Raw genomic sequence first — 11,434 nt, 5'->3', positions numbered from 1 at the left:
CGTGCGGCGCGGCGGGCGATCTCGCCGGCGAGACGGCAGGCCTCCACCGCCCCGGCGGCCGTGGCGAGGCACAGGGCCGCCGCATGCCCCTCCCCTCCCGGCCGCGGCCGACGACCGCAGGGACCGGACCGCAGCGCCGGCGCGTGGATCTGGGTGGCGAGCACCGGCACCGGGATCGGCCAGCGCATCGCTCGCGCCAGCGCGAGGTCAGCACACCACCAGGCCAGCGCCTCATTGTGCGGCGCCAGCGCCGCCACCTCGCGCGCGACCGCCGCGGCGATGAGCGGCGCCGGCCGCGCGGTGCGCACGGCTTCCTCCACGAGGTCCGGGATCCGCTCGAACCCGTCCGACCAGGCAAGGCCGAGCAGATTGGTGAGAGAGCGCAGGCCCTCGGCATCGACGACCGGAGACCGAGTGGCGAGGCGCCGCCACGCCGCTAAGAGGTTGCCGGCCGGCCCGGGATCGGCGCCAGGCGGGCGCAGGTGCCAGGCGTCGCGCAGCGCCGGCGCATCCTCGCGATGGCCGAGCAGCCGGGCCGCACTCGCGGCTGCGTTCAAGGCCACCCGCTGGCGCCAGGCGCCGGACCAGGGCGGCTCTGCACGAATGAGATTATCCAATGAAGTCAACGCTGCGCCGGCCATGTAGGCGGTCTCGGCGAGATCGGCGACCTGCGCGCGCGGCACCGCCCAGCCGGGGACGGCCGGTGGCTCGAAGGCGGAAGCGAGGGACAAATCGGGCGCGCGCATCGTCGCCCACGATATCCCGAATGTGCGGTTAATGCTATCGATCTGGTCGTAAACCGCACCGGTCGTCGCAGAATAACAACATCCGATAATGTTGCATTATCGGTCGTTTTATACCTTTATAGAGAAGGGTGCCACTTTCACCGCCCGGGGCCCGAAAATTGGCGCGCGGCAGACGTCAGCCGGACCTCAGGCGCCGCCGCGAGCGTGTCGATTCCGGTCATCCCCGCCCCGGTCGGGGCGCCACCGCTGAGAAAGACCCAAATGGCCTTCGACGCCGACGCCCTGCATCCGATGCGTTTCCTGCGCCAGTTCCCCGAGGCCAAGGCAATCATCCGCCGCGAGGTCAACCACTGCCATAACGGGCTGCTGAGCGGCGAGGCCTTCCAGCGCGTCGTGAATGCCGGCATGACCGCCTACAATCAGGCTCTGGACAAGCTCCCTTTCGAGAAACGGCCGGCGACAACCGACATAGCCGTCGCGGCGATCGGCACGGCCGCGCACCTCGTGGCGTTCGCGGCTGGCGGCCGCAATTCGATCTGGCTCCCGGCGGAGATCGTTGCGCTTCTCGGGCGAACTGAACTCGGCGATATCCGGCTCGCCGACATGCGTCTGCCGTTCCGGTGCTTCTATCTCGGCTTCGCCGGCGGGCTGGAAGTCGGTCTTCCCGGCGCGCCCAACGTCATCGATGGCGCCTATGTCGAGAGCTTCGCACGCGGCCCGAACAACGACGTCGCACCGAGCCTGTCCTTCTACATCACCAGCCGACGAACCGACGGGCCGCATCGCGGTCCGGGCGCATGGATCCTCGGCCACGAACCACACTTCTTTGCCCCGTTGACGCTCAACTCACCGGGCGACACGTTGCAGGGCGCGCTGGATCGGGCGATCTCGGCCAATGATGTTGGTCTGCGCCCGGATCCCGACGCCCTGGCGCGTCTTCGGCAGGGTGTGGAGGAGGCTCGCAACGATGGCTTTCCCGTCGGCCTGCCGGCACTCTCAGGCTACGAGCGCGATGCGCTCTATAATCAGGCGGCCTATCCCACTGCGCGCAATGTGCTCGCCCTGCTCTGCAACGCGCTGTGCCTGCTATCGACCGAACCCGCGCTCGGCGCGCCGGAATGGCCGAAGCAGGCGCCGGCCTCACTCGTCAATGTGGTGGAAAATGCCACGACACCGAAGCGCCGGCGCACGGCCGCCGGCCGCCTCGCCGAGGATGGCTATTTTGCCGTCCGCCGACTCGACTTTCGCCTCGGCATGGCCGAAAGCCGCGCCGACGAGGCTGCCGATCCGGACCTGTCGGGACGCGAAGTCGCCGCCCATTGGCGACGCGGCCACTGGCGACGTCAGCCACATGGACCTGGTCTTACCGAACGCCGCTTGATCTGGATCCGCCCGGTCCTGGTGCGTCAGGACCGGGGCGAGCCGGCCGTCGGTCACCTCTACGCGGTGACGGAGCAAGACCGATGAACGACCACCAGAGCCCGCACACCGCCGTCACTGTCACCTCGCCCCTTGATGAACAGCCCTCCCCTGCCCTGCCCGCCCATCTCGAGCGGCTCGCCGGCCGGGCGCGCGACTATGTCGAGGCGGCGAGCTCCGCCAACACCCGCCGTGCCTATACCTCGGACTGGAAGCACTTCGCCTCCTGGTGTCGGCGCCAGGGAGTTGAAATGCTGCCCCCCTCCCCGCAGGTCGTCGGCCTCTACATCACCGCCTGCGCCTCCGGGGCCGCGGTCCCCGGCGGCAAGGCGAATTCCGTCGCCACCATCGAGCGCCGGCTCTCCGCGCTCATCTGGAACTACGCCCAGCGCGGCACGCCGCTCGATCGCAAGGATCGGCACATCGCCACCGTGCTCGCCGGTATCCGCAACACCCATGCCGCCCCACCGCGGCAGAAGGAGGCGGTGCTGCCCGAGGATCTCATCGCCATGCTGGAGGTGCTGGAGCGCGGCACGCTGCGCGGCCTGCGCGACCGCGCCATGCTGCTCATCGGCTTCGCCGGCGGCCTCCGGCGCTCGGAAATCGTCGGGCTCGATTGCGGGCGCGAGCAGACGGATGACGGGCGCGGCTGGGTCGAGATCGTCGACAAGGGAATGATCGTCACCCTGCGCGGAAAAACCGGCTGGCGCGAGGTCGAGATCGGCCGCGGTTCGTCCGACGCGACCTGCCCAGTGGTGGCGCTGGCCACCTGGCTGAAGCTGGCGCGCATCGGCCACGGTCCACTGTTCCGGCGGGTGACCGGACAGGGCAAGGATGTCGGCGTGGACCGACTGAACGACCGGGAGGTCGCCCGGCTGGTCAAGCGCACGGCACTGGCCGCCGGGGTGCGCGGTGATCTCACCGAAGGCGAACGGGAGGAAAAATTCGCCGGCCATTCGCTGCGCGCCGGCCTCGCCTCCTCGGCCGAGGTAGATGAACCCCATGTGCAGAAGCAGCTCGGCCATGCCTCCGCCGAAATGACCCGACGCTACCAGCGCCGACGCGACCGCTTCCGGGTCAACCTCACCAAAGCCGCCGGACTTTGAGGGCCAAACCCTCTCCGTGCTCGGAGAAGGGCAAATCAACGCCAGGACAATTGATCCTTCGGAAGCCGACCGCTCGGGTCGACGACGGTCACTTTATGCGGCAGATCTGGACCCCATCTCCAGAGAACCAGGTTGTTATCGTCTGCCTCAGCGCCAGGCGCGAAACTCGGCACGCATAGGCCAGCAATACCCCGTGCTTTGAGTCGATCATAAACCGACCACGAGGCCGGACGATCGCCGTCGGCAAGGGCCGAGGCCCATGCACAAGCCATGTCATCAAACGCGATCGCAAGCTCTCCCCTCCCCTCTTCGGTCGTCAGATCGGCAATATCCTCGCAGTCGACGTCGTAGGCGCACAGCACGCAAGGATCGATCCGGTGCGCAAATCCCTGATTGGCCTCCTTGACGGCCGTCATGATGTTCAAACCCAGATAAAGCGCCGGAATGCCCTTTGGATTGAAGCGGGCACCCCTAATCGCCGCGCCATCCCCGGACATGGGCTTGAACGCCCATCGCGGATCATGCGCCCGATAGCAGATTCCAACGAACCTCACGCAAATCCGCCGACGGCCATATGGTCGAGATAGTCGCGAACGGCTGCGGCCTTGCCATCCTTGACGAGCGCCTCCGCAGTCCGCCCCCCAAACGCCGGCAGCGGTTGAGCTCGATACCAGGCCATGGCCTGCTCCTTGCCCCCGGCCCAATCCGAGACCCGGCTGATGATTTCGAGCATTTCGCGGAGCCTGCCCTGCGTTCTCTGAGCGCGGCTACGCTCAACGCGATAAAGCGTCTCCCGGGCGAGACCGGCCGTTTCGGCAAGCTGAGTCTTGGACATGCCGAAACCATCCGCGAGCTGATCGACCGCGATCCGGCCGGTTCGATCCATATAGGTCAGAACCAAAGATCCAGCCTCGATTGGAGCTTTCGCTGCCTGTACCATTAAAGCCTCCGCGCCATACTCGCATCCATATTTTCATGACAACATATATGGCAATCTCGAAGCGCGTTCAACGCGTAGCCGAGATCCGGTGCGAACTGCGCCTACTGGGGGTCAGTTCCGGCTGGGTGCGAAATGACACGCCAAGCGATTTTGCCAGAAAGCTTGTGCCGTTGGGCTCAACACTACGCTACGCATCGGATAGGGCAGGCCTCCAACCGATTTCGGATGCCCAGAGGTCCGCACGTCGGATAATTCCCCAGAGGTGGTCCGACTTACCCTCGGCGTAGGCTGTCCTGTTGTCGCGATATCGAACGGCGAGCACTCGCTTTAACTTCACGTATGGAGTGTGCTCCTCCACATGGCTCCGCATGTAGTCACGGAATAACAGCGACCATTGCTCATGCCAGCTTCCAAATTGGCGGACATGGATATGGGTACGCTCATTACCAGGGCGCTCTCGGAAATAGCGTTTCGTCAAATCAGCATTGGATGGCCGCCACACGTATCCAATGGTTGCCATCCTCTCTGCCAGGATCTCGATTAACTGTAGGTCTGCAACGGAAATCTGAATGTCGATGATCGGCTTTGCAGCCAGTCCTTCGATTGACGTTGAGCCGATATGGTCAATACGGACCGCATGATCGCCCAAGGTTTGGCGGATCGCCACTGCCTTGAGAGCGAATTTATCGGCCACCCTGGAGACCAATCGCAGATCTCAATTTGCTGCGTGAAAGACGCCGATTCATTGCTCATTCGGAAGCTCCTGGCGCTGGCGCTGCACAACGTCGGCGACAAAACCGTGATCGTTGATGCGTTTCATCATCGCGGCCGCGGCTTGTTCAGGCTTCTCAGCAGCGCCTCCGAGGCCCGAAGACCATCACTGGGCCTGGGCTCTTCTGCTTTCGCGCCATCCGCGCCAGCTTGCGTCTTCTGCGCATCGAGCTTGGCCCGCAGCAGCGCCATGATCATCGGCCAGGTCGAGAATTTCCCGTCCTTCGCGCGCTCCGTCAGACTGCGCAGATAGCCGCCGGGCGAGCCTATCTGATCCGCCCGCTGGTAGATCGCGGCCAGCGTGATCGCGGCATGTTGCTCGCCGAGCGCCTCCCGCGCTTCGCGCCAGGCGCTCGGGCTGATCCCCAGCATCGGCCGGACCAGCTCCGCCGCAGCCAGGAAGTCCCGCCAGTGCCGGATTTCGCCGCCCTGCGCCAGTTCCAGCACGCCAGGGCAGGCGTCCAGCACGATGCCCAAGGGCAGTTCCCGCTTCGGCAGGCTCCGCACGTTGTCGGTGTCCGCGGCGGTGCCGCCCGCTTCACTCTTTTCTCGAATGCGATATTCAGATTCAGTATGAAGTTCTGGGTTTGAATTCTGTATGTGGCGACCGGAATGGGACTCATTGCCGTCCGGATTCTGTGTTTTCGTGAAGGATTCCAGAGCCTCGCGGATATCTTCGTAAAGAGCCGACAGCTCGGCGCTGATTGCCTCCACCAACTGACGCGGGGCTGAACGAGGGAGACGGGCGATGATCGCCTGATAGTCGAGCAGCACCTTCCCCCAATTGCCGGGAACTCCTTCCTCGATGCCGGTGTCGATCAGCTTGACGATATCCCGTCGCAACAGGGTGAGGCGCTCCTTCGCCACGCGGAACGCCCTTCTCTCCGCATGAACCGCCTCGGCCAGGTCACGAAACTCCTGCGCCCGCGCGACCAGCGGCGAGAGATCGAAGCCATAGGCCTGCTCGATCTCCCCGCCCCTGCCCTTGCGCGCGAAGCGCTTGCCGTTTGGGCTGTCGCGCCGGATCACCAGTCCGCAATCGACCAGCACGGCAATATGCCGGCGCAGCGTCGTCGCCGGCATGCCGTTCGCCCGTGCCGCCAGTTGCTCGTTGGACGGCCAGACGATCAGCTCGGCGTCGCCGGTGAGCGCGGTTTCCGGATGGAAGGTCAGCAGGGCGTTGAGGATCGCCAGCGAGCGATCCGTGGCGCCAAGGAGTTCCCTCGCCTCGCGGATGTCCTGGAACACCTGCCATTTATGCGCGACGGCATCCGGCTTCACCGCCTTCGCCGCCATCTGGCTTGAAATCTGGCCGAGCGTCATCGGCCGCCGCCCGAAGGGCGTCGTCGAAACATGCGTCTGCATTGTCCTTCACCTATCGCTAGGCAAAAGAAATTCAGCCTCCAAAACAGCATGCGTCGGCACGCCGGTTGGCCTTGACACTGATTCGCGGAAGTGGGATTCTCTCAGTCGCCAAACTGTAAAGAGAAGGGCTTCCGGAACTCCGTTTCGGGGGCCTTTTTCTTTTGCGGGTTAGCCTCCATGTTCCTGTGGACTGACCTCCTGCCGGAAGGCCTCATAGAGACGGTCAAGGTTCTCCGACAGGTACGCACCGAACGCGCGGGCGTCAGAGCTTTTCGCCTTGAGCGCCAGCGTGAACCGCTTGCCTTCCACCGTCATATCCGCAGTCAGCGCGCTATCCGAAGACGCCCAGCTTCTTTTCTCCGCGTCGACTTTTTGGCGCTTGCGGGCGGGCGCCGTCTTCAGGCGCCGAATAAGCAACTCAAACTGCTGATCGACCGGCATATCCATCATCGCTGGCTCGCGGAGAATCTCGTCCGCGCGCCCGTGGTTCGCCGGATTGTCGAGCAGTAGCTTCAGCTCGTACCAGCGATCTCGGCCAATGCCCTTGGCCTGAGCTAGCGCATTCAAAACACTGCCGGGCAAGTTCGCAACCGACAGCATCTTCGATAGCGTAGTGCGGTCGACGGACAGCGCACTCATGATGGTTGCATTGTCGTCATCGTAATGCAGGCGGGCGAGATCTGCAGCAAACAGGGCCCGCTCGATAAATGGCACGTTTGCGCGAGCCGAATTTTCCTGGCCCAAAGCGACAACGTGATCGCGGTCCTGCATCTCCTTGACAATGGCCCGGACCTTCCGACCCAGGGTCTGCGCGACGCGCAGGCGGCGATGGCCAAAGACGACCATATAACGCCCCATCGCCTTGGGATGCGGTCGGACGAGAATAGGGGAGTTCTGACCATTGTCCCGAATAGCCGAGAGGAGTTCGTTAAACTCGTCCTCGTTATCAGTGCGACGGTCTCGGACGAACGACGCATCGATCAAGCCCGGCTCCATCTCGACGACAGTCTCTCCTTCGGAGAGCTTGTCAGCTTTAGCGGCCATTTCGTCGATAGAGTTGAGGAGTGACCGCGAAGCACCTTTTGCCGCATAGTCCAGCACACCACGATCCAGCGTCGGCCCTGCGGCTGAAAGATTGGCCAATGGGTTTTTACGAGCCATGACGCGCACCTCTCAGATGAACTAGCCGCTTGAAAAACAACCTATTTTTGCCAGTTTTTACGGCGGTCAACATCACAGACGCCCCCAAGCTTTGTGAATCAGGGCCTGAATCTCAAAATTGACGGCGTCCAGCGCTTCAATCGCACGATCATACGTATCGCGGTTGAAATTCGCGCGATCGACCTCGTAGAGCGTTTGCTTGGTCAAGCCGGCATCAGAAATGGCCGTGGACTTCACCATTGGATGCTTCAGGATCTCCTCGGTGAGCATCGACTGCATGAAACCGAGCATCTGAACCTGCGGGACATCCGTCGCCTCGTAGCGGGTGATTAGATAGCGGAGCCAGTCGATCTTCACCGGCGCACCCTTCTCCCGGATGGCACGCACGAAGTTTCCGAGCATGAGCAGGAACTGACTCATCGACATTAGGTCGAGCATCTGCGGATGAACTGTGATGAGCACGGATGTCGAAGCGGTCAGCGCCGTCAGGGTCAGGAAGCCGAGCTGGGGAGGGCAGTCTACAACGACGACATCAAAGCGATCATCAACCTCCTCAAGCGCGCGGCCGAGACGCGTGAAGAACCGCTTGCCCTCACTTGAGGTCTGCATGAACAGTGGCGTGTCGTACTCGTATTCCTGAAGCTCCAAATTCGCGGGAACAATTTCGAGAAGCGGAAAATTCGTCGGCGCGATCACGTCGGCGATCGGCTTACGCTTCTCGTCATAGCGGATCGCGTCATAGAGCGACGGATTCCGGTCGAGTTCAGGCTGAAACCCGTGCAACGCAGACAGGGAAGCCTGCGGGTCAAGATCAATCGCCAACACGCGATGACCGGTCAGCGCAAGGTGCTGAGCGAGGTGGGCAGCGGTAGTCGTCTTCCCGGAACCGCCCTTAAAATTCACCACCGCGATTACCTGGAGCTTCTCGCCCCGCTTGCGATAGGGGACATACTTCTTAGCGTCAGAGCGGCCGTTCTTATCGAGATAGTGCCGCAGTTCGATCATTTGCTCAGCGGTGTAGAAGCGTCGGCCGCCCCCCGCGATAAGAGGCTCCGGACCTTTGCCCTCGAGGTGAAGCCGCTTGAGGTTATTTGGAGTGACGCCGAGATAGTGAGCTACCTCCGCCATCGGAAAGCGGCGAAGCGTCTTCTTTGCATCCGGCGGGAACTTCTCCAGCCGCAGTTGGTCGAGCTTGCGCGAGATCTCAGCCCCCTGCGCAAGGATCTTCTCATCGAATTCGAATGATGGAAGCGAACCCATCCGCGCCGCCTCAATTCATGAAATAGCGCCAACAGCGCCAGAAATGCGAATTTAGCGCCAGTATGTGCGATTCCCTTACTGTGGCAAGGAGATAAGGGTTAACGAAAAGTTAAGCCAAGTCCCAGAGGCGCCCGCATTGTTCGCGGACAATCGCGATTCACGTCTTCTTTCAAAAGGTTGCCGTGCTCGGAGCTTCCCCGATCTTGGTTTGTTCACCCCGTTTATTCTCGGGCCAATAGCAGGTTCAGACACGGTCTCAACGCGCGTTCGAGCCAAGGCGCCGACGCCAGCTTGACGACTCACCCCCGAGGCGTACCCCGTTTATTCTACACTCCAGCGAATCCGCATCCCGTGGTGACTTCCGACCGTCCCCTATGACGTTGGAGGTTGCATTCAATGTGGCTGCACGCCGTTCGCAAGGCTTCAAGCGCCGCTGATCGACGACTCGTCGACAAGCATCACCAGCTCCGGGCACGCGTCTTCGCCGGTCGCCTCGGCTGGGCTGTTCAGGTCCGCGATAACCGCGAGACCGACGAATACGATGCCTTTGATCCCACCTACATCCTCGCTTTAGCCGATGCCGCCACTGTCGCAGGCTGCGCAAGACTGTTGCCCGCTACTGGACCCACCATGCTGGAACGAACTTTTCCGCAGTTGCTGGCCGCGGGTCGACTCCATGCTCACTCCGGTATGGTCGAGAGCTCCCGCTTTTGCGTTGACACCGGGCTCGGCGAGGGGAGGGGGGCGGGGGCTCTTCATGAGGCGACGCTCACCATGTTCGCCGGCATCATCGAATGGTCGATGGCGAACGGCTATAGCGAGATCGTCACGGCGACCGACCTGCGCTTCGAGCGCATTCTGAAACGCGCCAACTGGCCTTTGAGCAGACTTGGCGAGCCCCGTCCGATCGGGAACACGATTGCTGTCGCCGGGACGCTTCCAGCGGATCTTTCGAGTTTCGAGCGCCTGCGCCCGGATGGATATCGATCGGCAATCGTGCCGGCCCAGAACCTTGCGGCGTGAGGATCACATTGTGACCCACCTCCGCTCTCATCCGCGGCTCATTCGTAAGCTGCAGGAGGCCCTCGGCGATCGACTCTGTGTCGCCCTCGACGATCCGACCGTCGTCGAGATCATGCTCAATCCGGACGGACGGATTTTCATCGAACGGCTCGGGCACGGTATCGCACCTGCCGGAGAAATGACCGCCGCCACCGCCGAAATCATCATCGGCAGCGTGGCCCACGCGCTCCAATCCGAGGCGGATGATGAGCGTCCCATAATTTCAGGGGAGCTGCCGATCGGCGGCCATCGCTTCGAAGGTGTGTTGCCGCCGGTTGTTTCAGCCCCGAGCTTTACCATCCGCCGGCTGGCTTCGCGGCTGATCCCACTCGACGACTATGTAGCATCGAGCGTCATGACCGAGATGCAAGCGCAAGTGATCCGCAGCGCCATCTCTGCCCGGCTCAATATCGTGATCTCGGGAGGAACGGGCTCCGGTAAGACAACGCTGGCCAACGCCGTCATCGCCGAGATCGTCCGGACCGCCCCGGAGGATCGCATCGTGATCCTCGAAGACACTTTCGAGATCCAATGCGCCGCAGAGAACGTGGTGTCGCTGCACACCAGCGATACCGTCGACATGGCGCGCCTGCTCAAGAGCACGATGCGTCTGCGCCCCGACCGAATCGTGGTTGGGGAGGTTCGCGATGGCGCCGCGCTCACCTTGCTCAAGGCATGGAACACCGGCCACCCGGGCGGAGTCACCACGATCCACTCCAATTCCGCGATGTCGGCGCTACGCCGTCTTGAGCAGCTCACGGCCGAGGCGAGCCAGCAGCCGATGCGCGAAGTGATCGGCGAGGCTGTCGATCTCATCGTCTCCATCGAGCGTATGCCCAAGGGGCGACGGGTACGCGACGTCATCCACGTCGAGCGCTTCGCCGGCGACCAATACGAAACCGAAGTCCAATCTCAGATCGAGGACACCCGACATGTCGCGTAGTGGCCGAATTCTCGTGACCGGTGTGCTGCTGACGACCTCTCTGTTCCAATTGGCGCCTGCGTTCGCAGCCGGCGGCGGCGGGCTGCCGTGGGAAGGCCCGCTGCAGCAGATCCAGCAGTCGATAACCGGCCCTGTCGCCGGCTTTATCGCCCTCGCCGCCGTGGCGGTCGCCGGAGGCATGCTGATCTTCGGCGGCGAGCTGAACGATTTCGCGCGCCGCCTGATGTATGTCGTGCTCGTTGCCGGCATCCTGCTCGGTGCGACCCAGATCGTCGCCCTCTTCGGCTCGACCGGAGCGTCGATCGCTGACGTTGCGCCGACCAACGGCACCACCCTTCGCGGAGGGGAGGGGGCGCATGGCTGAGTCTCTCTCCAGCCTCGCCCATTCTCGCATTCATCGGGCGCTCTCGCGCCCGAACCTCCTGATGGGTGCCGACCGTGAGCTCGTGCTCCTCACTGGCCTCGCCAGCGCGATCCTCATCTTCGTTGTGCTGACGTGGTACGCGGCTGTGCTCGGCGTCACCATCTGGCTGGTCGCGGTCGCGGCGCTGCGGATGATGGCCAAAGCCGACCCGCTGATGCGGCAGGTCTACGTCCGCCACATCGCCTATCGGCCCACCTACCGGGCGACATCAACGCCCTGGCGGCGCTTCTGAGGAGC

The 11,434-nt window shown here is 63.2% G+C and carries 13 protein-coding genes; 6 read left to right on the top strand and 7 right to left on the bottom strand.

Features of this window, described 5'->3' with window-relative positions:
* Positions 1–746, bottom strand: a 746-nt coding sequence (locus GGR25_RS23880; protein ID WP_183401408.1) for a DUF1403 family protein, incomplete at its 3' end; no start/stop codon positions are given.
* A gap of 261 nt (positions 747–1,007) precedes the next feature.
* Between GGR25_RS23880 and GGR25_RS23875 the strand changes: the two genes are divergently transcribed.
* The gene (locus GGR25_RS23875) at positions 1,008–2,213 is read left to right on the top strand and encodes an AcrVA2 family anti-CRISPR protein (RefSeq protein WP_183401407.1); all 1,206 of its coding nucleotides are present in this window, start codon (positions 1,008–1,010) and stop codon (positions 2,211–2,213) included.
* On the top strand, positions 2,210–3,271 hold the full coding sequence (locus GGR25_RS23870) for a site-specific integrase (protein ID WP_183401406.1): 1,062 nt from the start codon (positions 2,210–2,212) through the stop codon (positions 3,269–3,271). The genes GGR25_RS23875 and GGR25_RS23870 overlap by 4 nt, the downstream gene beginning before the upstream one ends.
* Before the next feature lie 35 nt (positions 3,272–3,306).
* On the opposite strand, the gene GGR25_RS23865 is transcribed toward GGR25_RS23870, so the two are convergent.
* From GGR25_RS23865 to repA, 6 genes are all read right to left on the bottom strand, one after another.
* Positions 3,307–3,825, bottom strand: coding sequence for an RES domain-containing protein (locus GGR25_RS23865; RefSeq protein ID WP_183401405.1), 519 nt, complete (start codon positions 3,823–3,825; stop codon positions 3,307–3,309).
* On the bottom strand, positions 3,822–4,211 hold the full coding sequence (locus GGR25_RS23860) for an MbcA/ParS/Xre antitoxin family protein (RefSeq protein ID WP_183401404.1): 390 nt from the start codon (positions 4,209–4,211) through the stop codon (positions 3,822–3,824). Before GGR25_RS23860 ends, GGR25_RS23865 begins: the two co-directional genes overlap by 4 nt.
* A gap of 187 nt (positions 4,212–4,398) precedes the next feature.
* Positions 4,399–4,905, bottom strand: a complete 507-nt coding sequence (locus GGR25_RS23855; RefSeq protein WP_210300090.1) for a GrpB family protein — start codon at positions 4,903–4,905, stop codon at positions 4,399–4,401.
* Positions 4,906–5,030: 125 nt separating this feature from the next.
* Positions 5,031–6,347: a plasmid replication protein RepC gene (repC, locus tag GGR25_RS23850; protein WP_183401403.1), complete on the bottom strand. Its 1,317-nt coding sequence runs from the start codon at positions 6,345–6,347 to the stop codon at positions 5,031–5,033.
* A 168-nt stretch (positions 6,348–6,515) separates the two neighbouring features.
* On the bottom strand, positions 6,516–7,508 hold the full coding sequence (gene repB, locus GGR25_RS23845; protein WP_183401402.1) for a plasmid partitioning protein RepB: 993 nt from the start codon (positions 7,506–7,508) through the stop codon (positions 6,516–6,518).
* Positions 7,509–7,580: 72 nt separating this feature from the next.
* Positions 7,581–8,768: a plasmid partitioning protein RepA gene (gene repA, locus GGR25_RS23840; protein WP_183401401.1), complete on the bottom strand. Its 1,188-nt coding sequence runs from the start codon at positions 8,766–8,768 to the stop codon at positions 7,581–7,583.
* Positions 8,769–9,164: 396 nt separating this feature from the next.
* Between repA and traI the strand changes: the two genes are divergently transcribed.
* From traI to GGR25_RS23820, 4 genes are read left to right on the top strand one after another with little or no spacing between them, the layout of a single operon-like run.
* Entirely contained in the window at positions 9,165–9,791 is a 627-nt protein-coding gene (gene traI, locus GGR25_RS23835) for an acyl-homoserine-lactone synthase (protein WP_183401400.1), read from the top strand.
* A 10-nt stretch (positions 9,792–9,801) separates the two neighbouring features.
* Positions 9,802–10,773, top strand: coding sequence for a P-type conjugative transfer ATPase TrbB (trbB, locus tag GGR25_RS23830; RefSeq protein WP_183401399.1), 972 nt, complete (start codon positions 9,802–9,804; stop codon positions 10,771–10,773).
* Positions 10,763–11,137: a TrbC/VirB2 family protein gene (locus GGR25_RS23825; RefSeq protein WP_183401398.1), complete on the top strand. Its 375-nt coding sequence runs from the start codon at positions 10,763–10,765 to the stop codon at positions 11,135–11,137. The genes trbB and GGR25_RS23825 overlap by 11 nt, the downstream gene beginning before the upstream one ends.
* Entirely contained in the window at positions 11,130–11,429 is a 300-nt protein-coding gene (locus GGR25_RS23820) for a conjugal transfer protein TrbD (RefSeq protein ID WP_183401397.1), read from the top strand. Before GGR25_RS23825 ends, GGR25_RS23820 begins: the two co-directional genes overlap by 8 nt.
* Positions 11,430–11,434: the final 5 nt, after the last annotated feature.

Source organism: Kaistia hirudinis (assembly GCF_014196455.1).
In the GTDB taxonomy this organism is placed as follows: Bacteria; Pseudomonadota; Alphaproteobacteria; order Rhizobiales; family Kaistiaceae; genus Kaistia; species Kaistia hirudinis.
The sequence above is the reverse complement of the archived record's forward strand: the minus strand, read 5'-3'. Positions and strand labels throughout refer to the sequence as shown.

Bases quoted from the DNA above. Each gene is read 5' to 3' on its own strand.
- GGR25_RS23875 (WP_183401407.1), top strand. From the start codon at position 1,008: ATGGCCTTCGACGCCGACGCCCTGCATCCGATGCGTTTCCTGCGCCAG.
- repA (WP_183401401.1), bottom strand. From the start codon at position 8,768: ATGGGTTCGCTTCCATCATTCGAATTCGATGAGAAGATCCTTGCGCAG.
- repC (WP_183401403.1), bottom strand. From the start codon at position 6,347: ATGCAGACGCATGTTTCGACGACGCCCTTCGGGCGGCGGCCGATGACG.
- repB (WP_183401402.1), bottom strand. From the start codon at position 7,508: ATGGCTCGTAAAAACCCATTGGCCAATCTTTCAGCCGCAGGGCCGACG.
- traI (WP_183401400.1), top strand. From the start codon at position 9,165: ATGTGGCTGCACGCCGTTCGCAAGGCTTCAAGCGCCGCTGATCGACGA.
- GGR25_RS23820 (WP_183401397.1), top strand. From the start codon at position 11,130: ATGGCTGAGTCTCTCTCCAGCCTCGCCCATTCTCGCATTCATCGGGCG.
- GGR25_RS23860 (WP_183401404.1), bottom strand. From the start codon at position 4,211: ATGGTACAGGCAGCGAAAGCTCCAATCGAGGCTGGATCTTTGGTTCTG.
- GGR25_RS23870 (WP_183401406.1), top strand. From the start codon at position 2,210: ATGAACGACCACCAGAGCCCGCACACCGCCGTCACTGTCACCTCGCCC.
- GGR25_RS23825 (WP_183401398.1), top strand. From the start codon at position 10,763: ATGTCGCGTAGTGGCCGAATTCTCGTGACCGGTGTGCTGCTGACGACC.